General features: G+C 75.9%; 21 protein-coding genes and 1 tRNA gene. 11 read left to right on the top strand and 11 right to left on the bottom strand.

What is annotated here, in order from left to right:
- The first annotated feature begins 15 nt into the window (after positions 1-15).
- The 4 genes from V1J52_RS18080 to V1J52_RS18065 are packed head-to-tail and all read left to right on the top strand — an operon-like array spanning position 16 to position 7,964.
- Entirely contained in the window at positions 16-1,602 is a 1,587-nt protein-coding gene (locus tag V1J52_RS18080; RefSeq protein ID WP_330140883.1) for a toll/interleukin-1 receptor domain-containing protein, read from the top strand.
- Positions 1,603-1,647: 45 nt separating this feature from the next.
- A complete protein-coding gene (locus tag V1J52_RS18075; protein ID WP_330140882.1) occupies positions 1,648-2,739 on the top strand; it encodes an AAA family ATPase in 1,092 nt (363 codons plus the stop codon).
- A 3-nt stretch (positions 2,740-2,742) separates the two neighbouring features.
- A complete protein-coding gene (locus V1J52_RS18070) occupies positions 2,743-3,801 on the top strand; it encodes a hypothetical protein (protein ID WP_330140881.1) in 1,059 nt (352 codons plus the stop codon).
- The gene (locus V1J52_RS18065) at positions 3,798-7,964 is read left to right on the top strand and encodes an ATP-binding protein (protein ID WP_330140880.1); all 4,167 of its coding nucleotides are present in this window, start codon (positions 3,798-3,800) and stop codon (positions 7,962-7,964) included. The genes V1J52_RS18070 and V1J52_RS18065 overlap by 4 nt, the downstream gene beginning before the upstream one ends.
- A gap of 55 nt (positions 7,965-8,019) precedes the next feature.
- Here V1J52_RS18065 and V1J52_RS18060 read toward each other — a convergent pair whose 3' ends face one another.
- The 4 genes from V1J52_RS18060 to V1J52_RS18045 form a co-directional block, all read right to left on the bottom strand.
- Positions 8,020-8,481 carry a hypothetical protein gene (locus V1J52_RS18060; protein ID WP_330140879.1) on the bottom strand — a complete coding sequence of 154 codons (462 nt, stop codon included), beginning with the start codon at positions 8,479-8,481 and terminating at the stop codon, positions 8,020-8,022.
- A gap of 132 nt (positions 8,482-8,613) precedes the next feature.
- Entirely contained in the window at positions 8,614-9,741 is a 1,128-nt protein-coding gene (locus V1J52_RS18055; protein WP_330140878.1) for a hypothetical protein, read from the bottom strand.
- A gap of 63 nt (positions 9,742-9,804) precedes the next feature.
- Positions 9,805-11,178, bottom strand: a complete 1,374-nt coding sequence (locus tag V1J52_RS18050) for an HTTM domain-containing protein (protein ID WP_330140877.1) — start codon at positions 11,176-11,178, stop codon at positions 9,805-9,807.
- Positions 11,175-11,909: a DUF5819 family protein gene (locus V1J52_RS18045; RefSeq protein WP_330140876.1), complete on the bottom strand. Its 735-nt coding sequence runs from the start codon at positions 11,907-11,909 to the stop codon at positions 11,175-11,177. Before V1J52_RS18045 ends, V1J52_RS18050 begins: the two co-directional genes overlap by 4 nt.
- Positions 11,910-12,044: 135 nt before the next feature.
- On the opposite strand from V1J52_RS18045, the gene paaA reads away from it, so the two are divergent.
- From paaA to V1J52_RS18020, 5 genes are all read left to right on the top strand, one after another.
- Positions 12,045-13,022, top strand: coding sequence for a 1,2-phenylacetyl-CoA epoxidase subunit PaaA (gene paaA / locus V1J52_RS18040; RefSeq protein ID WP_330140875.1), 978 nt, complete (start codon positions 12,045-12,047; stop codon positions 13,020-13,022).
- Positions 13,019-13,375 (top strand): 1,2-phenylacetyl-CoA epoxidase subunit PaaB, encoded by a 357-nt coding sequence (gene paaB, locus V1J52_RS18035; RefSeq protein WP_330140874.1) that lies wholly within the window; start codon positions 13,019-13,021, stop codon positions 13,373-13,375. Before paaA ends, paaB begins: the two co-directional genes overlap by 4 nt.
- Positions 13,372-14,085 carry a 1,2-phenylacetyl-CoA epoxidase subunit PaaC gene (gene paaC / locus V1J52_RS18030; RefSeq protein ID WP_330140873.1) on the top strand — a complete coding sequence of 238 codons (714 nt, stop codon included), beginning with the start codon at positions 13,372-13,374 and terminating at the stop codon, positions 14,083-14,085. The genes paaB and paaC overlap by 4 nt, the downstream gene beginning before the upstream one ends.
- An 86-nt stretch (positions 14,086-14,171) precedes the next feature.
- Complete coding sequence (gene paaD, locus V1J52_RS18025) at positions 14,172-14,651, top strand: 1,2-phenylacetyl-CoA epoxidase subunit PaaD (RefSeq protein WP_330141012.1); 480 nt, start codon at positions 14,172-14,174, stop codon at positions 14,649-14,651.
- Positions 14,652-14,653: 2 nt separating this feature from the next.
- The gene (locus tag V1J52_RS18020; RefSeq protein ID WP_330141011.1) at positions 14,654-15,718 is read left to right on the top strand and encodes a 2Fe-2S iron-sulfur cluster-binding protein; all 1,065 of its coding nucleotides are present in this window, start codon (positions 14,654-14,656) and stop codon (positions 15,716-15,718) included.
- A gap of 61 nt (positions 15,719-15,779) precedes the next feature.
- Here V1J52_RS18020 and V1J52_RS18015 read toward each other — a convergent pair whose 3' ends face one another.
- The 5 genes from V1J52_RS18015 to V1J52_RS17995 all read right to left on the bottom strand — a co-directional run bounded on the left by V1J52_RS18015 (position 15,780) and on the right by V1J52_RS17995 (position 22,268).
- On the bottom strand, positions 15,780-16,127 hold the full coding sequence (locus V1J52_RS18015) for a rhodanese-like domain-containing protein (RefSeq protein ID WP_330140872.1): 348 nt from the start codon (positions 16,125-16,127) through the stop codon (positions 15,780-15,782).
- Between the two features lie 35 nt (positions 16,128-16,162).
- The gene (locus tag V1J52_RS18010) at positions 16,163-16,990 is read right to left on the bottom strand and encodes a hypothetical protein (protein ID WP_330140871.1); all 828 of its coding nucleotides are present in this window, start codon (positions 16,988-16,990) and stop codon (positions 16,163-16,165) included.
- A gap of 98 nt (positions 16,991-17,088) precedes the next feature.
- Entirely contained in the window at positions 17,089-18,075 is a 987-nt protein-coding gene (gene meaB / locus V1J52_RS18005) for a methylmalonyl Co-A mutase-associated GTPase MeaB (RefSeq protein WP_330140870.1), read from the bottom strand.
- Between the two features lie 84 nt (positions 18,076-18,159).
- Complete coding sequence (gene scpA / locus V1J52_RS18000; protein WP_330140869.1) at positions 18,160-20,376, bottom strand: methylmalonyl-CoA mutase; 2,217 nt, start codon at positions 20,374-20,376, stop codon at positions 18,160-18,162.
- A complete protein-coding gene (locus V1J52_RS17995; RefSeq protein ID WP_330140868.1) occupies positions 20,376-22,268 on the bottom strand; it encodes a methylmalonyl-CoA mutase family protein in 1,893 nt (630 codons plus the stop codon). The genes scpA and V1J52_RS17995 overlap by 1 nt, the downstream gene beginning before the upstream one ends.
- Positions 22,269-22,461: 193 nt before the next feature.
- On the opposite strand from V1J52_RS17995, the gene cobF reads away from it, so the two are divergent.
- Positions 22,462-23,271: a precorrin-6A synthase (deacetylating) gene (gene cobF / locus V1J52_RS17990; protein WP_330140867.1), complete on the top strand. Its 810-nt coding sequence runs from the start codon at positions 22,462-22,464 to the stop codon at positions 23,269-23,271.
- Here cobF and V1J52_RS17985 read toward each other — a convergent pair.
- Entirely contained in the window at positions 23,207-23,992 is a 786-nt protein-coding gene (locus tag V1J52_RS17985; RefSeq protein WP_330141010.1) for a cobalt-precorrin-6A reductase, read from the bottom strand. The two genes, cobF and V1J52_RS17985, sit on opposite strands and share 65 nt — an antisense overlap.
- A 122-nt stretch (positions 23,993-24,114) precedes the next feature.
- Positions 24,115-24,198, bottom strand: a tRNA-Leu gene (locus V1J52_RS17980).
- A gap of 296 nt (positions 24,199-24,494) precedes the next feature.
- Between V1J52_RS17980 and V1J52_RS17975 the strand changes: the two genes are divergently transcribed.
- Entirely contained in the window at positions 24,495-25,280 is a 786-nt protein-coding gene (locus tag V1J52_RS17975) for an FHA domain-containing protein (protein ID WP_330140866.1), read from the top strand.
- Positions 25,281-25,289 lie beyond the last annotated feature (9 nt).

The following is a 25,289-nucleotide window of genomic DNA, read 5'->3' as shown; positions in this document are numbered from 1 at the left end:
CCGTGCGACGTTGCGGTGCGGGAGGCGGGCCTCCCGCGGACGGGGTCCGGGGGTGCGGCACTGAGGATCTTCATCAGTCACGGGGCGGGCAAGGACGCCTGCGTCGAACAGGCGCTGGAGCTGATCGTGCCGCCGCTGCAGAAACGGGGCTACACCGTCTTCACCGACATGGACAGCCTGCGCGTGGGGGACGCCTGGCACCCGGTCCTGTACGAGGAGATGTACCTGTGTGACGCGGCGATCGTGCTGCTCGGCCCCGAGACGGTCCGGGAGTCGGACTGGGTGCGGCGCGAGGCGGACGTCCTGATGGGTCGGCACATCGTGCGCAGCCTGCGCGTCGTCCTGCCCGGGTTCCTGGGCACCCAGGACACGAAGACGGCCCGCAAGCGCGGCTTCAGCGCTCTGCTCCAGATCCAGACGGCGATGCTGCGGCGCACCACGACGCCGCTGCCCGGGGGCGGCGACGTGCAGCGGGTCACGGACTGGCTCGTCGCCGAGTTCGCCCCGGTCGGCTTCCCGACGGCCAGGGAGCAGCCGTTCCACACCTGGACCCAGCGCATCGCCGGGTACCTCCGGACGGCCCGCGACCGAGACTTCGACACGCTGACGGACGCGGCCGCCGCGCTGGGCTGCCTCGGCGACGAGCTGATGCACATGCGGGCGAAGGTCGGTGGCGAGCTGTTCCTCGCGCACCGGCTGCTCGACGCGGGCAAGGGCGTGCGCGGCCCGGAGGACGCGGACACGGCGCCCGGGCCGGACGGCGGGGCGAGCGCGGCTGGCGGGGACGGCGGGGACGGCCCCGCGGACGAGGGCGGCCCCGCGGACGGGGACGGCCCCGCGGGCGGGAACGGCGCCCCGCTCCCGGAGGGGACCCTGCCCCCGGACGAACCGCTGCCGCCGGACGACGGCGGCGCCGTCGACTGGCACGGGTGCCGCGACCGGCACGACCGGCTGCCGGGCGCGCTCGCGGCGCTGCGGCCCGTCCTCGCGGCCGAACCGCTGGCGCACCTGGCCGAGGAGATCCTGCCCGGCTGGGTCCACCCGGCGGCGTCCGACGCCTTCGTGCCGCCCCGCCCGGACGGCGGGGGCACGTCCGGTCCCGGTCCCGTCCTGCTGCTCGGCGCGTACGACGACTGGACGGCGGAGCAGCACGTGCAGCGCGCCCTGTACCGCGAGCCGGACAGCTACTTCCTCGCCGGGCTGCCGCAGCGCGACACACTGCCGGGGGACGAGTCCAGCCCGGCCGAGGAACTGCTCGCCACCTGCCTCACCGCCCTGCGGGGCGTCTTCCGGCTGCCACCGCGCATGCCGCTCGGCCCGGACACCGTGCGCCCGCACGCACGCGTCCGCGAGTACCTCGTCATCAGTTCCCAGGACTACCCGCTGCGGGACGTGGCCGAGGTCGTGGGCGCCCTGCACCGCAACTACCCCTGGCTCGTCGTCGTGGTCCTCACCCCGCAGGGCGTGCCCGGCGAGGAGGAGCTGCGCCGCTGCGGACTGGCGCACGCGGTGCCGGTGCGCCCGGCGCTGTCCGCCGCCGCCGAGCAGCGCGCCTACGACCTCAAGACGCGCCTGGACGCCGTCGTGCAGCCGGCCGGCTGACGCGGCGCCGCCGGGGCGCACCGGAACGAACCGAGAGGCTGGACCATGACCGACCCGAGCGGCCCCCAGGCCGACATGCCGGACCGCGACGACGGTCTGGTGTACGTCATGCCCGGTGATCTGGACCTCGCCGTCAAGGTCGCGCTGGCCGCCGGACGTCCGCTGCTGCTGCGCGGGAAGCCGGGCTCGGGCAAGTCGTCCATGGCGCCCTGGGTGGCCCGCGAGAAGCAGTGGCGCTACTACGACTTCGTGGTGACGTCGCAGACCAGGGCCAGGGACCTCCAGTGGACGTTCGACGGGGTGCGGCGGCTGGCGGACGCGCAGGGCAACGCGCTGCTGGACCCGGACGCGTACGTCGAACCGGGGCCGCTGTGGTGGGCGTTCGCCCCGCGCTCCGCCGCCGCCCACGTCCGGGCGGGCCGCAGGCGGCGCGGCGAGGCACCATCGGACGGGACGGACGGGACGGACGGGACGGCGGACGCGGACCCAGCCGCAGCCGCAGCCGGAGCCGGAGCCGGAGCCGCAGCCGGAGCCGCAGCCGCAGCCGCAGCCGCAGACACCGGCGGTTACCGGCATCCGCAGGAGCTGCGGAACGCCGGGCGCTCCCCGGGGCACGCCGTCGTCCTGATCGACGAGATCGACAAGGCCGATCCGGACGTCCCCAACGGGCTGCTGGTGCCGCTGGCCTCGCGCGGGTTCACGGTCGCGGAGTCCGGGACGCGGGTGGAGATCGAGACCGCCGGGGACGCGGCGCGGGAACGGCCGTTCCACCGGCACCTGGTCGTCATCACGACGAACGAGGAGCGGGAGCTGCCGCAGGCGTTCCTGCGGCGCTGCGTCATCGCCGAACTGACCCCGCCCACCTCGGTGGAGGACCTGGTCCGCATCGCGGAGCGGCACCTGACCGCCCGGCTGGGGGAGGCCGTCCCCGCGGACCTCGCCCTGGCGGAGGCCCTGGCCAAGGAGTTGGGGGACGTGCGGGAGGACGCGCGCCGGCACAACATCCGGCCGCCCAGCACGGCCGAGTACCTGGACGCGCTGTGGGCCTGCCGGTCGCTGGGCATCGGGGTGCAGAGCGAGCAGTGGGACGCCGTCCGGGGGCTCACCCTCCTCAAACCGCAGCACCTGCGGGACTGACCGGTGTCCGCCGACGAACCGCCCGGCCCCGGGCCCCGGCCGCCCGCCGCCGCCCTCCCCGCCGCGCCCGCCGCCCTCCCGGCCGCCCTCCCGGCCGCCCTCCCGGCCGGGCGCCCGGCCGGGGAGATCTGGGCCGGGGACATGGCCCGGGTCGTCGCCGCGCTCGGCCCGGAGGCCGCGGACCACGCGACGCTCGGCCGGATCGCGGCGCTGCTCGGAATGGCCCGGCCCGCGCCCGCACCCCGCGCCGCCGGGCCCCGCCCCGTCCGGCGGGCGGCGTCCGCCGGACCCCTGGCCCCGTCCCGCCCGGTGCCCGCCGCCGCGCCCCGGTCCGGCGCCGCGCCCCGGCCCGCCGCGCCCGATCCGCCGCTGCTCACCCCGCTCGGCACGGACGCCGGGTCCCGGTCGTGGAGCGAACCGGCGCTCGCGGAGCCGGCCGGCCGGAAGGACACCGGACGGCCCCCGTACCAGTCGCTGCTGCCGCCCAGCTCGGAGGCCGCGACGCTGCACCTGCTGCTGTCCCGCGTCGTCCGCGAGGGACCCGTCGACGTCGACCGGCTGCTGCGCCTGCTGGCCAGGGGCGAGTCCCCGGCCGAGCTGCCGCGCCAGCCCGTCCGCACCCTGCGCTTCGGCGTGCAGGTGCTCGTGGACCTCGGCGCGGGCATGCAGCCCTTCCTGCGGGACCAGGCGGAACTGGTCGAGCGGGTCACCACGATCGCCGGGCGCCACCACCGGGACGTGCGGTACTTCACCGGCTGCCCCCTGCACCGGTCGGGGCGCGAGGCCGGGTGGACGTGGAAGCCCTACCGCCCCCCGGCGAACGGCACCCGCGTGCTGGTGCTCAGCGACTTCGGGCAGCTGCCGGAGGGCGACGGCACCCCGGCCGGCCTGCGGGCGGACTGGCAGACGACGGTGCGGCTGATCCGGCGCGGCGGCTGCCTGCCCGTCGCCCTGGTGCCGCTGCCGCCCGCACGGCGTCCCGCGTGGCTGACCGCGCTGCTGCCGGTGCTCGGCTGGGACCGGAGCACCACGGCGGCGATCACCCAGGCGAGGCTGTCATGAGGGCGCGCGGTTCCCGCATCCCGGGCCGTGAACCGCCCGAACCCGAGGTCGCGGACCTCCCGGAACCGGTGCGGCTGCTCGCCGTCGCCCTCAGCACCGCGACCCGCGTCGAACCGGAACTGCTGCGGGCCATGCGCGTCGAGGTGCGCCCCACCCTGGACGTGGGCGCCGAGTCGTCGCTGTGGTTCGGCCCCTGGTCCGCGCGCAACGGCGCCGACTACATGGCGCTGCGACGGCCGCTGCTCGCGCCGCTGCGCGACCTGCTGCGCGCCGAACTCGCCGGGAGCCGGGAGCGGGACGCCGTCCGCCGGGCGGGTGACGTCGTCTTCCGCGCCCACCACTCCTTCTCCCCCGCGCTCGCGCTGGAGGAGCGGCTGACCTGGACGGCCGTGCTGGCCGACGCGGGTCTGCGCGCCGTCGCCGCCGAGGAGCCGGACACCACCATCGACCGGCTGCTGGAGAGCGCGCTGCGCGCCGCGGTGGAGCGGCCCGAGCGCCGGGACGGGCTGCGGCGCTGGCTCACCGGCGCCTGGCGCCGCCTTCCGGAGCGGGTGCGCCGGGCTCCGGCCGCACGGGACCTGCGCGCGGTGCTGGAGGACGGCACCGGCTCCCCGGCGAGCGCCCCGTCCGACCCGGGCGCGGGGGTGGCGGACGTCGTGCTGCACGTGCGGCACGACGGCGCCCACGTCACCGTCGGGGACCGCGCCTGGCCCGCGGAGGGCATCCTGGTGCCGGACACCCAGCCGCGCATCCTGGAGGTCTCCCCCGATCCGTCCGCCTGGCAGGACGCGGTGCGGCTGCGCGTGCCGCGCGGCGGTCGCGCCGTCGCGGACGTCGCCCACGTGCCGGTGTTCGTGCGCACCGCCCGCGGCGTCGTCTACCAGCTCGGCGCACCCGCCAGCCACGAGACGGTCGGCCCCCCGCTCCCCCGCACCGGCCGGCAGCACGACCGCGGCCTGCTGGGCACCCGCGTCGCCGACCTCACCGGCGCCGACGCCCCCGGGTTCGGCGTCGTGCTCCCCCCGGCGGACGCGGACGACGGCTCCCCGGGCGGCGGCCCCGGGGCCGCTCGGCTGCCCCGCGTCCTGCACGCCGCTCGGGCGCGCGGCGGGTTCGTGCTCGTCACCGGGCCGCCCTCCAGCGGCCGGTCCCGCACGGCGTGGGAGGCCATGCGGGAGGTGCTGGACGACTGGTGGGTGTGGTGCCCGCCGTTCATCGACCGGGCCGATGCGCTGCTCGACGCCGTCCGGCACGACCGGATCGGCTCGCACACCGTCCTGTGGCTGGACGGCCTCGACGACGACCTGGCCGACCCCCTGAGCGGCGAGGCCCTGGCCGCCGCCCTCCACGACGTCCTCACCGACCCGGGGCGCACCCCGCTGCTGCTGCTCGGCACCGCCGCACCCGCCCGCGCCGCCGGTGCGCCCCGCCCCGGCCCGCGCGCCGGGGCCCTGCTGCGCCACGCCACACGCCTGGACGTCCGGTCGGGACGGCCCCCCGCGGCGACGGGCGCCGACGCCCCCGGCACCGGCGGAGGGCACCGGTTCGCGCCCCGGGGACGGCTGCCCGCGCGGCCGCGCGGGTTCGTCGGGCGGACCGCCGAGCTGGAGCGGCTGGACGACCTGTGCGCCGACCTCGTGCGCCACTCCGCGTCCACGGCGCTCGGCGTCGTCAGCGGCCTGCCCGGCGCGGGGAAGACGGCGTTCCTCACCGAGGCCGCCCACCGGCTCCGGGGCCGGGGCTGGTTCCCCGGCGGCGTGCTGTGGGTGGCCCTGGACGGCGAGCCGCTGACGTCGTCGCGGCTGCTGCGCGCCCTCGGCGTCCCGGCGGGCGGGCCCGACGGCGAACCCGCGCGCCGGGAACTGTGCGAACGCCTCCTGCGCCGGGCCACCGGAGACGGCGGCCGTCCCGTCCTGCTGGTCCTGGACGACGCCGCCGCGGTCCGCGAGCGCCACCTCGGTGTGCTCCCCGCGGTGCCCGGCCTGTGCGTGCTCATCTCCACGCGCGGCGACGGGCCGGTGCGCGACCTCTCCCCGATCACCCTGGGCCCCCTCGACCCCGCCGCCGCCGTCACCCTGCTGGCGGTGGACACCGCCCTGCACGGCGGCGACCCCGGCCGGGTGCAAGCCGACCCGGAGGCCGCGCACCGCCTCGCCGAGCTGTGCGGACGGCTGCCGCTGGCCCTGACCATCGCCGCGCGCCTGCTCGTCCACGACCCCGGCCGGACCGTCGCGGAGCTGGCCGAATCGCTGGCCCGGGCGCCGTCCCCGCTGGACTTCCTCGCCCACGGGGGCCGTTCCGTGCGGGCCGCGCTGGACGAGTCCTACGACGGTCTCACCCCGGAGCGGGCCCGGGTGTTCCGCCTGCTCGCCCTCGTTCCCGGCCCGCACTTCTCCACCGGCGTGGCCACCACCCTGCTGGACCGGCCCGCCAAGTGGCCGCTGCACCGGCTCGCCCAGTTCCACCTGCTGACCCGGGAGCCGGGGACGGGCCGCTGGCGCATGCACGAGCTGGTGCGGGAGTACGCGGACGGCCTCGGCCGTCAGCACGCCGAGGAGGACGGCCGCGCCGAGGCGTTCGGCCGCCTGGTGCGCCACTACCGGTCGTACGCGGAGCACGCCGACGTCTGGCTGCGGGAGGACAGCGGGCCGCAGGGCTCCCCGTTCACGTCCCGCCGGGAGGCCGTGGCGTGGCTGGAACGGGAGCGGGAGAGCCTGGTCGGCGCGGTGGACGCCTGCCTGCGGGAAGGGCGGGCCCCCGACGCCTCGGGCATCGCGCTCGCGCTGGCCGAGTTCCTGACCCGGGGCCGGCACTTCGAGCACCTGCTCCAGGTGATGCAGGCCGTCCTCGCCTCACCGGACGCCGACACCGACCGGTACATCAGGGCGGCGGCGCTCAACAACTTCGCCGTCGCCATGGCCCGTACCGGTGACTTCGACGCCGCGATGACCGCCCTGCACGACGCCGCCCGGCTGCACACCGAGCTGGGCAACCGCTCCGCCTACGCGCTCATGCTCGGCAACCTGGGCGCGACCCTGCTCGTGGGGAACCGGCCCGCCGACGCCGTACGGGTGCTGCGGGAGGCCGCCGCGCAGTACGAGCGGACCGACGGGGACCCGGTGGCGTACGCGCAGGTCCTCGGCAACCTGGGCGGCGCCCTGCGCCAGTCGGGGCAGCTGGTGGAGGCGGTGGACGTGCTGCGCCGGGCCGTCGCGCTGCCCGGCCGGGCCCAGGGCCCGGGCCGGGAGGAGGCGGTGCTGCTCGCCAGCCTCGGCACCGCGCTCGCCCAGGCGGGCGAGCGCGGCGAGGCGCTCGACGTGCTGGAGGAGGCCGCGCTCCGCCTGGACGCCGGCGGCGACCGGCGCGGCGGGGCCGAGGTGCTCCAGACCATCGGGCGCACGCTGATGGACGACGGCCGTTTCGACCTGGCGGTGGAGCCGCTGACCCGGGCGCGGGCCGCCTACGGCGCGCTGGGCGACGCCCAGGGGGAGGCGCGGACGGGCAACGACCTGGGCCTGGCGCTGCTGGAGGCCGGACACGGCGGTGACGCGCTGGCCGCCCTGGAGCAGGCGTACGCGCAGCACGTCAACAGCGGGAACCCGCTCGCCGCCGCTCAGACGCGCAACAACCTCGGCAACGCGCTGCGGCAGCTCGGCCGCTACGAGGAGGCCGCGCTGTGTCTGGAGGAGGCCGTGGCCGAACTGCGGGCCGCCGGGGACGAGGCGACGTGGGCGCAGGCCCTGCTCAACCTCGGTCTGGCCCGGCTCGCGCACGGCGAGGCGAAGGCGGCGGCGGAGGCGCTGCTCACCAGCGCGGAGGCGCACGCGTCGCTGGGGGACATCACCGGACGGGCACTGGCGCTGCACGCGCTCGGCCGCGCGGCCCACACCCTCGGCGACCGGCGGGCCGTGCAGCACCTGCGGGCGGCGAACGAGGCGTTCCGCCAGGGCCGTCACCTGTCGGGCCTGTTCAACTCGCTCCTGCTGACGAGCGACCTGCTCACGGCGGCCGGGCGGGCCCGGGAGGGCAGCGAGGCCCTGCGCGAGGCGTTGCAGCTCGGCGAGGAGACCGGTCAGGACGACCGGCCGGGGGGAGACGGGCAGCCCGGCGGGGACGAGCGGCGTGACGGGGACGCACAGCCCGGCGGGGACGAGCGGGACTGAGCCGCCGGACACGGCCCGGCGGGGACGCGACGCGGCCCGGGCGTCCGGCGCGGGCTCAGCGCGTCGCGGCGCCGTCCTCCGAGGCTTCCGTCCCGGCACCGGACAGCGCCGGGCCGTAGGTCACGAAGCTGACACCCATCGCCACGCCCGACTGCACCACGGAACCGCGCAGCGAGCCGCGCAGCCCCCACGGTGCCTCGCCCGCGTGGGACAGCAGGCGAGCCTCCTCGCCCCAGCGCTCCAGCCGGCCCCGGAACTCCGGATCGGCTTCGGCCCGCCGGGTGAGGACGGCGATCAGGGCCTCGGCGCGGGAGCCGCTGGCGGGCGCGGCGGCGAGCGCCGCCAGTTCCCGCTGGCCCCGCGGCGGTTCGGCGCGGCCGGGCAGCGCGCCCGGCTCCGGGCGTCCGACCAGCTCGGCCAGCCGTTCCCAGACGGTCCACGCCGTCTCTCCGACAACGGCTCCGGACGCGCCCAGCGCTGCCTTGACCAGCAGCGCGGGTGATAACGAGAAGAACACCCCACTCCCCCCTCCTGCGGCCGACAGCCCCGGTCCGAGGACCATGATGGGCGGAAACGGTCACATCCGCCCCGGCGTCGGCTCTCCTCTTTACCTACCCGTTACATCATCCCCGAACCGCTCGAAAGCCGCTCACCGGGACGGCGCGGGAGGCGTAACCGGGTCGGCGGGAGCCGCGGACGCGCCCCCCGCCAGCGGGTCCACGCCCGGCGGTCCGGCCACGGCGCCCGCGCGGAGCCGTTCGAAGACGAGGTCGAACGTGAAGCCCGCGCTGAAGCCCAGCGGCACGGTGAAGAACAGCAGCCGCCGCACGTCGAGGTCGTCCAGCAGCGCGGGCACCGTGAGGAGCTGCGAGGCGACGTAGAGCAGCACGGAGACCAGTCCGGCGCCCAGGCCGCGCACGGCCGCGCGGGACCAGCCCGCCGCCGTCTCGAAGGAGTGGCGGATGAGCGCACCGGAGACGGCGGCGAGCAGCGGGGCGGCGAGCAGCACGGCCAGGCCGCGGGCCGTCGCCGGACCGGGCCCGCCCGCGGTGACCAGCGCCGCGACGGCCGCGAGCAGGCACACGGCGGCCACCGCCAGGCCCGTCCCCGCCCGCCGGGCGCGGGAGCGCTCGACCCGCTCCAGGTCCGCAGCCGCCCGCCGCGCGCGCTCGCGCTGCCGGAGCAGGCACTCCACCAGCCGGGGTGCCGCGTCCGGTGACCAGTTGTCCCCCAGCAGCGCGATGTCGGCGTCGTCCGTGTCGTTGCGCACCTTGTCGAGGTTCACCCACACCTGGCCCGCGCCGCCGCCGAAGGCGGCCACCGGCAGCAGCGGGATGCGCTGCGACAGGGCGATGATCCCGGCGACGCGGGTGGACTGGCCGCCGCCGACGAGCAGCACCCCGTCGCAGTCCAGCAGCGTCCGGTAGTAGGACACCTCCCACTCGCCGCTGGTGTCGCGGAGCGTCTCCACCGTGACGTGGGCGCCCTCGGGCAGGGCGAAGTCCACGTCCTTGTGGCGCGGCGGGTACGCGGCGACGCGGCCGGGGGATCCCGCGTGGGAGGCGTCGGCGTAACCGGCGACGACGTCGGCCTCGACGTACTTGGGCTTGCTGGAGAAGACGGCGAGGTCGCAGTGGGCGCGGGCCAGCTCCCGGCCGAGCGCCCGGCAGGCGTCGCGGGCCCGGTCCGCCGCCCTGAGCGGTGGCGTGAACTCGCGGCCGGTGTCGACACTGCCGACGACCGCGATGAGGGGCCGGGTGCGCTGCGTCGTGGGCATGGCGCAGTCTAGCCGCGCGAGGCGGGCCGTCGTCCGCCGAACGCGTGAACTGCCGGGGGCGGTTCAGCGCGCCCCCGGCTCGTCCGCGAGGCGTTCCGCCGCCTCCGGCGACGGGGGCGCCTCCCCGGACGGCGCCTCCCCGGACGGCGGTGCTCCGGAGGCGGCGCGGGGGCCGGGCACGGCGGGCCGCGCCCGGGGGACGGCCAGGCCGCGGCGTGTCAGCGCGGCCAGTTCGGAGGCGCGGGCCCCGAGCCAGAGCAGCAGCACGGTCGGCAGGAACACCGCGTCGGCGGCGATCATGGCGAGGGAGAAGAACGGCAGGCCGAGGACGACCGCGATGGAGGCGTGCTCCAGCATCATCACGGCCAGCAGCACGTTCTTGACGCGCCGGTTGAACAGCGTGAACGGGAAGGCCACCTGGGTGATCACCGTCCCGTAGGTGATCAGCATGACCAGCGTCCCGTTGCCGCCCAGGGTCTCCGAGAGCGCGGGCCAGGGCGTGAAGTAGTCCAGGTGCAGCGGGTAGTAGACGGCGGTGCCGTCCTGCCAGCGCGAGCCCTGCACCTTGTACCAGCCCGCGGTGGCGTAGACGAGGCAGACCTCCGCCATGATCACCAGCAGCGCGGAGTTGTGGAGCAGGTTGGCGAGCGCGTCGCACACGGTGCGCGTGGTCTGCCGGGCGAAGCGGCGCACCCCCCACCACGCGGCCAGGACGAACCACTGGCCCCAGAAGACCAGGCCCCAGCCGAGGGACAGCAGGCCCGGCACGGTGACGCAGACCAGGACGGCGCCGAACACGGCCCACAGCAGCACGCCGGTGGGGTCGGGGCCGCGGCCGTCGTCGCCTGCGGCGGCCCGCCGGGCGGCCCGGCGGGCGTCCAGCGACCACACCTGCCCGCAGCGGGTGAGGACGAGGTACATCGCCATGAGGTGGATGACGTTGTCCCCGCCGTCGCCCATGAAGACGCTGCGGTTCTGCAGCGAGAGCACCCCGGTCATGAACAGGACGGAGGCCGTGCGGGTGCGCCAGCCGAGCAGCAGGGCGGCGCTCGCGGCGACGGCGGCCAGGTAGACCGTCTCGAACCACCAGGTGCTGTCGCTCCACATCAAGACGGTGAACGCGTCGTTCCCGCCGATCAGCCGCTCGGCGAGCGACCAGCTCCACGGCGAGTCGGGGCCGTACAGCTCGTGGCGGTGCGGGAACTCGCGCAGCAGGAAGAACATCCAGGTGGCGGCGAACCCGATGCGGACGACGGCGCTCTGGTACGGGCCGAGAGCCGAGCCGGTGACGCGGAGGAAGGCGCGGACGAGCGCGCGGTCGAAGCGTGCGGCGAGCCGCTCCCGCGGTGGCGCGGGACGCGGCGCGGCGGACGGCACGGGGTGCTCGGCCGGATGTTCCCCCGGGTGCTCCGCCGGGGACGGCGTCGGGGCCGTCACCGGGCGGCCTCCGGGATGTCGGCGCCGGAGACCGGCCACCAGGGCAGGACGCGGTAGCGGGTCCGGGTGTCCACGCTCTCGTTGCTCCACGGCGGCGGGGCGACGGAGCGGGTGGCGGAGCGGAGCTGTATCCGGACGACCCGGTCCGGGTCGAGCCGGGCGCCGAGGCGCAGCATCACGATGCGCCGCAGGTACGCCTCGGAGAGGGTGCCGCGCGTGCCGGTGGCCCGGTTGTCGTCGTCGTGGGAGCCGGTGAAGAAGTCCCAGGCGCGGCGCAGTTCGTTCTGGACGGTGTGGCTGGGGAACGGGTTGCCCCGGATGTGCGCGGCGTCGGACGCGGTGAGGTTGGTCCAGCCGGTCTGCCGCAGGGTGCCGTCCCCCGCCCGTATCTCGGCGCGGGCGTGCACGGCGACGTTCTGCTGGAGGGGGTTGGGGGCGAACAGCTTCCAGTTCTGCTCGAACTCCGGGTAGACGTAGTCGTCCACCGTCTCGGCGTGCTGCTTGCTGACCGTGTTGGACGGCGCGACGTGCAGGAAGACGATGCCCAGGTGCGCGGCGACGGCCACGGTCAGGACGGCGGCGGCGGCGATGAGGACCACCTTGGCGCCCGCCGGCAGCCCGGCCACGTGCGGCGCGTCCTGCGGTACGTCCTGCGGCGCGTCACCGGGGGCCCGTGCCGTCTGCGGCGGCGCGTCCGGCCACGGCTGTGGCGGCTGTGCGTTCGGCTGCATGGTCGTTCGCGTCTCCCTCGCTCCGCTCCCCCAGAGGTTAGCCACTGCCTTGACACCGTGTGCCGGTCCGCCCACCATTGAACCGAACGATCGGTCGGTGGACGGACGGGGCAGGGTCAGGGCAGGGGGCTCAGCATGACGACAGTGCTGCCGGAACGCAGCGGCGCGGACGCCGCGGAGCTGGAGGCCGCCTTCGACGCGGCACTCGCGCGGGACGAACGCATCGAACCGCGGGACTGGATGCCGGAGGCGTACCGCGCCACCCTGGTGCGCCAGATCGCCCAGCACGCGCACTCCGAGATCATCGGCATGCAGCCGGAGGCGAACTGGATCAACCGCGCGCCGTCGCTGCGCCGCAAGGCGATCCTGCTGGCCAAGGTGCAGGACGAGGCGGGGCACGGCCTCTACCTCTACAGCGCCGCCGAGACGCTGGGCACCAGCCGCGACGAACTGCTGGACAAGCTGCACGCGGGCCGCCAGAAGTACTCGTCGATCTTCAACTACCCCACCCTGACCTGGGCGGACGTGGGCGCGATCGGCTGGCTGGTGGACGGCGCGGCCATCACCAACCAGGTGCCGCTGTGCCGCTGCTCCTACGGCCCCTACGCGCGGGCGATGGTCCGCATCTGCAAGGAGGAGTCCTTCCACCAGCGGCAGGGCTACGAGCTGCTGCTCGCCCTCAGCCGGGGCACGGAGGCGCAGCGCGCCATGGCCCAGGACGCGGTGGACCGCTGGTGGTGGCCGTCGCTGATGATGTTCGGCCCGCCGGACGACGCGTCCGCGCACTCCGCGCAGTCGATGGCCTGGAAGATCAAGCGGCACTCCAACGACGAGCTGCGCCAGCGGTTCGTGGACATCTGCGTCCCCCAGGCCGAGTCCCTCGGGCTGACCCTCCCGGACCCGCAGCTCGCCTGGAACGAGGAGCGCGGCCACCACGACTTCGGCCCGATCGACTGGGAGGAGTTCCAGCAGGTGCTGAAGGGCAACGGGCCCTGCAACGCGCAGCGGATCGGCCAGCGCCGCACGGCGCACGAGAACGGCGCCTGGGTGCGCGAGGCGGCGGCGGCGTACGCGCGCAAGCACGCCGCACCCGGCGGGGAGGCGACGGCATGACGGACACGCGGAAGACGGCGGAACCGGCGGGCGCGGCCGGGACGGCGGGCGCGGCCGGGGAGGCGCGGGCCCGCACGCAGTGGCCCCTGTGGGAGGTCTTCGTGCGCAGCAGGCGCGGACTGTCCCACACCCACGCCGGGAGCCTGCACGCGCCGGACGCGCAGATGGCGCTGCGCAACGCCCGGGACCTGTACACCCGGCGCAACGAGGGCGTCTCCCTGTGGGTGGTGCCCTCCACGCAGATCACCGCCTCCTCGCCGGACGAGAAGGACCCGTTCTTCGCCCCGGCCGCCGACAAGCCCTACCGGCACCCGACGTTCTACGAGGTGCCCGAGGGGGTGCGGAACCTGTGAACGCCCCCCTGCTGGCACTCGGCGATGACGCGCTCGTCCTCGCCCAGCGGCTCGGCGAGTGGTCCGGGCACGCCCCCGAGCTGGAGGAGGAGGTGGCGCTGGCGAACATCGCCCTCGACCTCCTGGGCCAGGCCCGCACCCTGCTCTCCCTGGCCGGGGACGAGGACGAGCTGGCGTTCCGCCGCGAGGAGCGGGACTTCCGCAACGTCCAGCTCGTCGAGCAGCCCAACGGCGACTTCGCGCACACCATCGCCCGGCAGCTGTACTTCTCCGTCTACCAGGAACTGCTGTACGCGCGGCTGGCGGACGGCGACGGACCGGTGGCGCCGCTGGCGGCGAAGGCCGTCAAGGAGTGCGCCTACCACCGCGACCACGCCGAGCAGTGGACGCTGCGCCTGGGCGACGGCACCCCGGAGAGCCACCGCCGCATGCAGGCGGGGCTGGACGCGCTGTGGCGCTACACCGGCGAGCTGTTCCAGCCCGTGGAGGGCCTCGGCGTCCCGCGGGCGCAGTGGGCGGCGCTGGAGGACGCCTGGCGGGAACGCGTCACCGACGTCGTGACGCGGGCGGAGTGCCGGGTGCCGAAGGGGCCGCGGGTCGACGCCTGGAAGGCCGGGGGCGGGCGGCAGGGCGTGCACACCGAACCGTTCGGGCGGCTGCTCGCCGAGATGCAGCACCTGCACCGCAGCCACCCGGGGGCCTCGTGGTGACCGGGCCGGGCACGCCCGCCGCCCCCGGCGCGCCCGGCAGCACGCCCGCCGCCTCCGGCACGCCCGCCCCGCCGGACGCCGAGGCGCTGCGGGCGCTGGCCGGGGCCGTCCCCGACCCGGAGCTGCCGCAGGTGTCCATCGCCGACCTCGGCGTGCTGCGCGACCTGCGCGTCGCCGCCGACGGCCGCGTCGAGGTGGAGCTGACACCGACGTACACCGGCTGCCCGGCCATCGGCGTGATGGCCGAGGACGTCTCGCGGGTGCTGCGCGAGCACGGCGTGCGCGAGGTGGTGGTGCGCACGGTGCTGGCCCCCGCGTGGTCCACGGACGACATCACCGACGCGGGCCGCCGCAAGCTGGCCGAAGCGGGCATCGCCCCGCCCCGGCCGGACGCGGCGGCACACGCCCGGGGCGCCGGGCCCGTCGACGTCGCCCTCGGCGTCCGCTGCCCGCACTGCGGGTCCGCCGACACCGCGCTCCTCAGCCGCTTCTCGTCCACCGCCTGCAAGGCGCTGCGCCGCTGCTCGTCCTGCCGGGAGCCGTTCGACCACTTCAAGGAGCTGTAGTGATCTTCCACCCGCTCCGCGTCGCGGCGGTCGAGCCGCTCACCGACGACTCCGTGGCCGTCACCTTCACCGTCCCGCCCGGCCTGCGCGAGACCTTCCGGCACGTCCCCGGCCAGCACGTCACCCTGCGGCGCCGGGCGGACGGCGCGGAGGTGCGGCGCACGTACTCGGTGTGCAGCCCGGCGCGGGCCGAACCGCTGCTGCGCGTCGGCATCCGGCACGTGGCCGAGGGCGTGTTCTCCTCGTACGCCCTCAAGGAGCTGGCCGTCGGCGACACCGTGGACGTCACACCGCCCACCGGCCGCTTCGTCCTGCCACCGCGCCCCGGCCACTACGCCGCGGTCGTCGGCGGCAGCGGCATCACGCCCGTGCTGTCCATCGCGGCGACGCTGCTGGAGCGGGAGCCCGGTGCGCGGTTCTGCCTCGTCCGCAGCGACCGCACGGCGGCCTCCGCCATGTTCCTGGAGGAGACGGCCGAGCTGAAGGACCGCTACCCCGACCGGCTGAACCTCGTCCAGACCCTCTCCCGCGAGGAGCGGCAGAGCGGTCTGCCCACCGGGCGGCTGGACGCGGCGCGGCTGACGTCGCTGCTGCCCGCGCTGGTGCCGGTCGCGGACGTCGACGGCTGGTTCCTGTGCGGTCCGCACGGGCTGGTGCGGGCGGCCGAGGACGCCCTGCGCACGCTCGGCGTCCGCCCCGGCCGCGTCCACCAGGAGATCTTCCACGTCGCCGACGCCGTGGCCGCCCCCGGGCCCGCCGCGCCCGGGTCCGGGCCCGCCGCCACCACCGCGACGGCCACCGTGACGGCGACGCTGGACGGGCGCGGCGGGAGCTGGCCCGCCCGGGCGGGGGAGAGCGTCCTGGAGACGGTGCTGCGGCACCGCGGGGACGCGCCGTACGCCTGCAAGGGCGGGGTGTGCGGCACCTGCCGGGTGCGGCTGCTGGCGGGCGAGGTGCGGATGGACCGCAACTTCGCGCTGGAACCGGACGAGCTGGACGCCGGGTACGTGCTGGCCTGCCAGTCCCACCCGGCGAGCCCGGCGGTCACGGTGGACTTCGACGCGTGACGGCCGCGGGTGGCGCCGCCGCGTGACGCCGGCGGGCAGCCGCCCGGCGCGCGGGCCGGACCTACAGCACGTACGGCTCGCCCGCCCCGGAGTCCCCCGCGACCAGGGGGCGTCCGGCGGCGGCCCAGGCGAGCATGCCGCCGTCCACGTTGACGGCGTCCACGCCCTGGGCCGCGAGGAACCCCGTGACCTGCGCGGACCGCCCGCCGACCCGGCACACCACGAACACCCGGGCGTCTCCGGCCTGTTCGGTGAGTTCACCGACGCGTGCGGTGACCTCGCCGATCGGGACGTGCACCGCTCCCCGCGCGTGCCCGGCGGCCCACTCGTCGGGCTCGCGCACGTCGAGCAGGAAGGCGTCAGCGGGCACGGCGCCGACGTCGACCGTGGGGATGGAGGGGTGGTACATGGCTCTGCGTTCCTCTCGCGGGGGGCCTGCGGGGGTCAGGGGCGGTCGGCGGTCAGCTCCGCGAGGCGGGCCTCGCGCTCGCGCACCTGCCCGGCCAGGTTCTCGGCGATCTCCTCCAGCAGGCCGTCCGGATCGCCGCCCGCCAGCTTCAGCATCGAGCCGACGGCGCCGGACTCCAGCTCGTCGACGACGCGGGCCAGCCACTCCTTGCGGGCGGACAGCCACTCCAGACGGTCGTAAAGCTGTTCGGCCTGGCCGAGCGCGTCCGGTTCCGGGCGCGGACCGGCCTCCCACTCCTCGGCGAGCGCGGCGAGCGCGGCCTCGGCGCCGTCCGCGTAGGCGCGGTTCACCCGGACGAGGAACTCCTCGCGGCGGACCCGGTCGCCCTCCTCCGTCGCCAGGTCCGGGTGCACCCTGCGGACGAGTTCCCGGTAGCGGCGGCGGGCCTCCTCGCCGGGCCGCACCCGCTGGGGCGGTCGTACCGGCTGCCCGGTCAGCATCGCCTGCGCCTCGGGCGACAGGCCCTCGGGCTGCACCCAGCCGCCGAGCAGTTCCTCGACGCCGGGCAGCGGGGCGACGGCGGCGCGGGCCTCGCGGGCCCGGCGGGCGTCCTCGGGGTCGCCGCTGCGGGCGGCGACGGCCTCGGCGATCAGCGCGTCCAGCTCGTCCAGGCGCGCGTAGACCGGCCCGAGGCGCTGCTGGTGCAGGCGGGAGAAGTTGTCGACCTCGACGCGGAAGGTCTCGACGGCGATCTCGTACTCGATGAGCGCCGTCTCGGCCGCGCGGACCGCCCGCTCCAGCCGTTCCGTGGACGGCTCGGCGGGCTGCGCGGGGGCGCCGGAGGGCGGGTCGGGGGAGGTCACCGGACCACCCTACGCGTCCGGGCGCCCCGCCAGGGAGCTGGCCGCCCGCTGCCGGTTAGGCGCGGCCCGGACCGGTCCGGGGCGAGCCGGTCCGGCGCTCAGCGTTCCGAGAACGCCGTGAGGATGCGCTCCGCCGCCAGCGTGGCGGTCAGTGTGCCCGCGCGGACCTCGCGCTCCAGCTCCGGCGTCAGGGCGCGCACCGCGGCGTGGTCGCGCAGCCGGTCCAGGAGCTGGTCGCGCACCATCGCCCACACCCACTCCACCTGCTGGTCGCGGCGCTTGGCCGCCAGCGCCCCCGTCGTCTCCAGCAGCGACCGGTGCGCCTCCAGCCGCTCCCACAGCCCGTCGAGCCCGGTGCCCTCCTGCGCGCTGCACGTCAGCACCGGCGGGTTCCACTCCGCGTCCGGCGGCTGGAGCAGCCGCAGCGCGCCCGCCAGCTCCCGGGCCGCCGCCTTCGCGTCCCGCTCGTGCGGCCCGTCCGCCTTGTTGACGGCCACCACGTCCGCCAGCTCCAGCACGCCCTTCTTGATGCCCTGGAGCTGGTCCCCGGTGCGGGCCAGGGTGAGCAGCAGGAACGTGTCCGTCATCGCGGCGACCGTCGTCTCGGACTGGCCCACCCCGACCGTCTCCACCAGCACGACGTCGTACCCGGCGGCCTCCATCACCACCATCGACTCGCGCGTCGCGCGCGCCACACCGCCCAGTGTTCCCGACGTCGGCGAGGGCCGCACGAACGCCGCCGGGTCCACCGCGAGGCGGGCCATGCGCGTCTTGTCACCGAGGATCGAACCGCCGCTGCGCCCGGAGGACGGGTCCACGGCCAGCACCGCCACCCGGTGCCCCCGCGCGGTCAGCAGCGTGCCGAGCGCGTCGATGAACGTCGACTTGCCCACCCCCGGCACCCCGCTGATGCCCACGCGCCGCGCCGCGCCGCTGTGCGGCAGCAGCTCGACCAGGAGCCGCTGCGCCAGCTCGCGGTGATCGGCCCTGGTGGACTCCACGAGCGTGATCGCGCGCGCGATCTGCGCCCGGGAGCCCGCGAGGACGCCCTCCACGTAGCGGTCGAGGTCCGGCGCTTTCGCCATGCCCACCCGTCTCGTCTGCTTCCGTCGTCCGGCCGGTGCGTCGCCCGGCCGGTCCCGTCGTCCGGCCGGCGGTGCCCGGCCCGTCTACAGGTCGTGGCCGAGGTCCGCGGCGAGTGAGCGCAGCAGGTCCCGCGCCGCCTCCGGGATCACCGTGCCGGGCAGGAAGACGGCGGCGGCGCCCATCTCCCGCAGCGGCTCGACGTCCGCGGGCGGGATGACCCCGCCGACCACCACCATGATGTCCCCGCGGTCCTGCGCCGCCAGCTCCTCCCGCAGCGCCGGGACGAGCGTGAGGTGCCCCGCCGCCAGCGAGGAGACGCCGATGATGTGCACATCGGCCTCCACCGCCTGCCGGGCCACCTCCTGCGGCGTCTGGAACAGCGGGCCGACGTCCACGTCGAAGCCCAGGTCCGCGAAGGCCGTCGCGATGACCTTCTGGCCGCGGTCGTGCCCGTCCTGGCCCATCTTCGCCACCAGGATGCGCGGGCGGCGCCCCTCGGCCCGCTCGAAGTCGCTCACCAGGGCGCGGGTGCCCTCCAGCGCGGAGGACTGCCCGGCTTCGTCTCGGTACACACCGGAGATCGTACGGATCTGGCCCGCGTGCCGTCCGTACACCTTCTCCAGGGCGTCCGAGATCTCCCCGACGGTCGCCTTCGCACGGGCGGCGTTCACCGCGAGGTGCAGCAGGTTGCCCTCCAGGCCGCCACCGCCGCGGTGCCCCTCCTCGGCCGCGCCGGTCAGCGCCCGCAGCGCGTCCTGGCACACGTCCTCGTCCCGCTCCGCGCGCAGCCGCCGCAGCTTGTCGACCTGCTGGGCGCGCACCGAGGAGTTGTCGACCCGCAGCACCTCGATCTGCTCGTCGCTGGCCACCCGGTGGGTGTTGACGCCGATGACCGGCTGCCGTCCGGAGTCGATGCGCGCCTGGGTACGGGCGGCGGCCTCCTCCACCCGCAGCTTGGGGATGCCCGCGTCGATGGCCTTCGCCATGCCGCCGGCCTCCTCGACCTCCTGGATGTGCTGCCAGGCCCGCCGCGCCAGGTCGTACGTCAGCCGCTCCACGTACGCGCTGCCGCCCCACGGGTCGATGACGCGGCAGGTGCCCGACTCCTGCTGGAGCAGGAGCTGGGTGTTGCGGGCGATCCGCGCGGAGAAGTCGGTGGGCAGGGCCAGCGCCTCGTCCAGGGCGTTGGTGTGCAGCGACTGCGTGTGCCCCTGGGTCGCCGCCATCGCCTCCACACACGTACGGGTGACGTTGTTGAACACGTCCTGCGCGGTCAGCGACCAGCCCGACGTCTGCGAATGGGTACGCAGCGACAGGGACTTCGGGTTCTGCGGGCCGAAGCCACGCACCAGCTTCGCCCACAGCAGCCGCGCGGCGCGCAGCTTGGCGACCTCCATGAAGAAGTTCATGCCGATCGCCCAGAAGAACGACAGGCGCGGCGCGAACGCGTCCACGTCCAGACCCGCGTCCCGGCCCGCCCGCAGGTACTCCACCCCGTCGGCCAGCGTGTAGGCCAGCTCCAGGTCGGCCGTGGCCCCGGCCTCCTGGATGTGGTAGCCGGAGATGGAGATCGAGTTGTAGCGCGGCATCCGCTGCGAGGTGTACGCGAAGATGTCGGAGATGATCCGCATCGACGGCAGCGGCGGGTAGATGTAGGTGTTGCGGACCATGAACTCCTTCAGAATGTCGTTCTGAATGGTTCCGGCCAGCTTCTCGGGCGGGACGCCCTGCTCCTCCGCCGCGACGATGTACAGCGCCAGCACGGGCAGCACCGCGCCGTTCATCGTCATCGACACGCTCATGCGGTCCAGCGGGATGCCGTCGAAGAGCTGCCGCATGTCGTAGATCGAGTCGATCGCCACCCCCGCCATGCCGACGTCACCGGTGACGCGCGGGTGGTCGGAGTCGTAGCCGCGGTGCGTGGGCAGGTCGAACGCGACGGACAGGCCCTTCTGCCCGGCCGCCAGGTTGCGCCGGTAGAAGGCGTTGGACTCCTCCGCCGTGGAGAACCCCGCGTACTGGCGCACCGTCCACGGCTGGTTCACGTACATCGTCGGGTACGGGCCGCGCAGGTACGGCGCGGCGCCCGGATAGGTGCCGAGGAAGTCCAGGCCCGCCACGTCCTCGCCGGTGTACAGCGGTTTGACGCCGATGCCCTCCGGCGTCTCCCACACCAGCTCCTCGGGGCTGCGGCCCGTCTGCCGCGCGAACGCCTCCCGCCAGGCGGCGCCCCCGTCGGCACCGGGCGCGGGCGCGGCGTCGTCCAGCTCGACACCGGTGAAGTCAGGGACAGCGCTCATCACTTCACTCCCAGCTCGTCCAGGACGCCGGTGAGCAGCGCCACCGCGTCACCGCCCGCGGCGACGTACCCGTCCACCCCGGCCTCCTCCAGCGCCTCGCGCAGCGCGCCGGGCCGCCCGGCGAGCAGCACCCGCCGCACCCCGGCCGCCTTCAGCGCCCCGGCGGCGGACGCGGCGTGCTCGGCGTAGACCGCGTCGGCCGAGCACAGGCACGCCAGCGCCGTCCCCTGCTCCCGCACGGCCCGCGCGAGGCCGTCCGCGTCGGCCGGGTCCACCGGCACCAGCACGGGTTCGACCCCGCCCGCCTGGAACAGGTTCGCCGCGAACGTGGCCCGCGCCGTGTACGCCGCCGCGCTGCCCAGCGCGGCGAGCAGCACCTTCGGACGCGCGCCGGCCGCGGCCAGGTGCGCGTCGGAGCGGGCGCGCAGATCCTCGTACGCCTCGTCGCGGCGCACCCGGGGCAGTCCGCCCGACGGCGGCTCGGGCGCGCTCTCGCGCACCACCGGCTCCTCGGTGAGCAGCGGGAACTCGCTCACACCCGTGACCGGCTCCCTGCGGTGCGCCAGGTCCGCCGAACGCCGCGCCCACGTCGCCTCGATCCGCCGCGCCACGACGCCGTCGCGCAGCGCCGCCTCCTGGCCGCCGGCCCGCTCGACGTCCTGGAACCACGCCCACGCGGCGTGCGCCAGCTCGTCGGACAGCCGCTCCACGTACCAGGAACCGCCCGCCGGGTCGATGACGCGGGCCAGGTGCGACTCGGCGACGAGGATGGTGGACGTGTTCCGCGCGATGCGCCGGGCGAACGCGTCCGGCAGCCCGGCCGCGTGGTCGAAGGGCAGCACGGTGACGGCGTCCGCGCCGCCCACCCCGGCGGCCAGCGTGGCGACCGTCGTGCGCAGCATGTTCACCCACGGGTCGCGGCGGGTCATCATCACCGGTGACGTCACCACGTGCTGCCGCTGGGCCGCGGCGTCGGAGGTCACCCCGCACGCCTGCGCGACCCGCGCCCACAGCCGCCGCGCGGCCCGCAGCTTGGCGATGGTGGTGAACTGGTCGGCGCTCGCGGCGTACCGGAACTCCATCCGGCGGCACGCGTCCTCGGCGCTCATCCCCTCGGCGGTGAGCCGCCGCAGGTAGGCGACGGCGGTGGCCAGCGAGCAGCCCAGCTCCTCGGCGGCCGAGGCGCCCGCCTCGTGGTAGGGCAGCGCGTCCACCGTCAGGACGCGCAGCCGGGGACGGGTACGGCCCAGCCGCACCGCCCACGCGGCGGCGGCGTCCAGCAGGCCCGCCGTCGGCCCGGCGTCGCCGGTGCGGGCCAGCAGGCCGAGCGGGTCGGCGCCCAGGCTGCCCGCGACGGCGGACGGCGGCACCTTGCGCCGCTCGTGCAGCTCCAGCAGGGCGGAGGCGGCGGCGTCGAAGTTCTCCCCCGCGTCCAGCGCCACCGCGGCCAGGTCCAGGTACACGCCCTCCAGCGCCGCGGGCAGCGCCGCCACCGGCAGGCCCGCGCCTCCCACGACCAGCCACAGCGAGGACGAGCCGTGCTCCAGGTCGGCGAGCACCGCCTCGTTGGTGCGGGCGGCGTCCGGGTGCCGGTGGAGCTGGCGCACGTCCCAGCCGTCCGGGACGCTGCCCGCCGGCGTCGCGCCGCGCAGGTACGGCGCGGCGCCCGGCAGGCCCGGCGCGACGCGCGGAGCGTCCTCGGCGGTGTACAGCGGGCGCGTGCGCAGCCCGTCCTCCAGCTCGGTGGACAGCGCGTCCTCGGCGCCCGCCCCGGTGGCCTCGCTCGCGCCAGACTTGCGCAGCACACCCTCGACGAGGCGCTGCCACTGCTCGCGCGTGACATCCGGGAACTCGGCGGCCAGAGGAAGCCCGTCATCAGGCAGGACCGTCATGCACGGCAGGCTAGAGGAGCGGCGCCGCCGAACACAGCGGCGCGCAGCTGTGACCTTTGACTCCCGTACGGAACCCGCCACTGGCCGGAACCCGCCGTCATCCCGGTGGACGCACCCGCGCGCGGCACCCGCCGCGCCACCTCCCGCGCCCCTGGCGCAGACCCCCGCCCGGCCGGGGTGCAGACTCGCCCCCGTGCGAAAAATCCTGGTGATCGGCATCGGAGCCGGCGACCCCGAGCAGTTGACCATGCAGGCCGTCCGCGCCCTCAACGAGGCCGACGTCTTCTTCCTCCTCGACAAGGGACACGCCAAACGGGACCTCATCGCGCTGCGCGAGGAGATCCTGCGGTGCCACGTGAGGCGCCCCGGTTACCGCGTGGTGGAGGACGCCGACCCCGAGCGTGACCGCACCACCCCCACGGCCGACCGCAGCGGCGCCTACACACGGGGCGTGGACGACTGGCGCCGCGCCCGCGCCGACATCTACGAGCGCCTCATCCGCGACGAACTGGCCGACGGCGAGTGCGGCGCCTTCCTGGTGTGGGGCGACCCGGCGCTGTACGACTCCACGCTCGGCATCCTCGACGACGTCCTCGCCCGCGGCACCGTCGCCTTCGAGCACACCGTCATCCCCGGGATCAGCAGCGTCTCCGCGCTCGCCGCCCGGCACCGCACCGGCCTCAACCGCGTCGGGCGCCCGGTGCAGATCACCACGGGACGGCGGCTGGCCGAGGCCTTCCCCGAGGACGCCGACGACGTCGTCGTCATGCTCGACGCCCACCGGACCTACGAGCGGTACGCCGACGAGGAGGACCTGTACGTCTACTGGGGCGCCTACCTCGGCACGCCCGACGAGATCCTCGCCTCGGGACCGCTCGCCGGAACGGCCGAGCGCATCACCGCGCTCCGCGAGGAGGCCAGGGAGCGCAAGGGCTGGATCATGGACACCTACCTGCTGCGCCGCCTCCCCCGCCAGGACCCGCAGCCGCCGCCTGACGCCTGACCCAGGCCACCGCGCCCGCGACGTCCGGCACCGACGCCACGCCCTCCGGCAGCGGCGGACGGCGCACCAGCACCACCGGCAGCCCCAGCAGCCGGGCCGCCGTCAGCTTGGCCCGCGTCGCACCACCCCCGCTGTCCTTGCTCACCAGTACCTCGATCCGGTGCTCCCGCAGCAGCGCCAGTTCGCCCGCCACCGTGAACGGGCCCCGGGCCAGCACCACCGTGCGGCGGCGCGGGAGCGGCGGCTGCGGCGGCTCCACCGCCCGCAGCAGGAACCAGTGGCCGTCCAGCCCGGCGAACGCCCCGGCCTGCTGCCGCCCGACGCTCAGGAACACCCGTTCCCCGAGCCCGGCCAGCGCCCCGGCCGCCTCCGCCATGGAACCGGCGTCCACCCACCGGTCCCCGGCGCCGGGCGTCCACCCGGGGCGGCGCAGCGCCAGCAGCGGAACCCCGGTCCCGGCCGCCGCCTGTGCCGCGTGGGCGCTCACCACCGCGGCGAACGGGTGGGTGGCGTCCACCACGCACCCCACCCGGTTCCGCACCAGCCACGCGGCGAGCCCCCCGGCCCCGCCGAACCCTCCGGTCCGCACCTCACCCGCCGGCTGCGGCCCGCCCCGCACCCGCCCGGCCACCGACGAGACGACCCGCACCCCGGCGACGTCCGCCAGCGCCTCCGCCAGCCGCCGCCCCTCCCCCGTGCCCCCCAGCACGAGCACCCGCACGCCGTCCACCCCACCTCGTCCCCGCACCGGCACCCGCGCCGTACCGCAACACGCGCGCACGACAAAAGAGAAGGTGCCCTCCCCGGTGACTGTCGCCACCCGGGAGGGCACCTTCTCTGCTGTGCGCGAGGGGGGAGTTGAACCCCCACGCCCTTTCGGGCACTGGAACCTGAATCCAGCGCGTCTGCCTATTCCGCCACCCGCGCATTGGGTGTGTCGCCTGGCCGTGTCCGCTTCGCGTCCGCGCCCTGCCGACATGCAGAAGACTAGCACGGTGTCCACGGTGCTCTCACATCCGTTCCTGGCGCTCCCGGCCCGCCGCCGGTGGGGGACACTGACCGTGGGACGCCTCTACGATCCGTGTGAGAGGTGACACCCCAGCGTCAGGCGGCCAAGCGGAACCAGCCGTTTTTCCGGCGCGTGGATACGATCAGTAAGCAGTACCGGTCGCTGCGGCCTGCGCAGCGCACTAGGACAACGGAACCTGGGAAGGAGGTGCACCGTGGGAGTTCTGAAGCGCTTCGAGCAGCGTCTCGAAGGTCTCGTCAACGGCACCTTCGCCAAGGTGTTCAAGTCCGAAGTCCAGCCCGTGGAGATCGCGGGCGCCCTCCAGCGCGAGTGCGACAACAACGCCACGATCTGGAACCGTGAGCGCACCGTCGTCCCGAACGACTTCATCGTCGAGCTGAGCGCACCGGACCACGAGCGGCTCAGCCCCTACTCCGGGCAGCTCGGCGACGAGCTGGCCAGCATGGTGCGCGACTACGCCAAGCAGCAGCGCTACACGTTCATGGGCTCGGTCAAGGTCCACCTGGAGAAGGCCGAGGACCTGGACACCGGCCTGTACCGGGTCCGCAGCCGCACGCTGGCCGCCAGCAGCTCCCAGCAGCAGGCCCCCGCCCCCGCGCGGCACGACGGCGGCCCGTCCGGCGCCCCCCCGATGCCCGCGGGCGTCCCCCGCATGCCGTCCGCCCCGCCCCCCGGCGGCGGGCCGACGTCCGGCGGCCAGGTGCGGCGCTGGGTCGAGATCAACGGCGCCCGGCACCAGATCTCCCGTTCGACGCTCGTCCTCGGCCGCTCCACCGAGGCCGACGTGCGCATCGACGACCCCGGCGTCTCCCGGCGGCACTGCGAGATCCGCACCGGTCCCACCGTCACGGTCGCGGACCTCGGCTCGACGAACGGCATCGTGGTGGACGGACAGCGGACCACACACGCTACGCTCCGCGACGGCTCACGCATCGTCGTGGGCAGCACCACGATCATTTACCGGCAAGCCGAAGGGTGAAGCGGGGGC

The organism is Streptomyces solitudinis (assembly GCF_036323765.1).
Classification (GTDB): domain Bacteria; phylum Actinomycetota; class Actinomycetes; order Streptomycetales; family Streptomycetaceae; genus Streptomyces.
The sequence above is the reverse complement of the archived record's forward strand: the minus strand, read 5'-3'. Positions and strand labels throughout refer to the sequence as shown.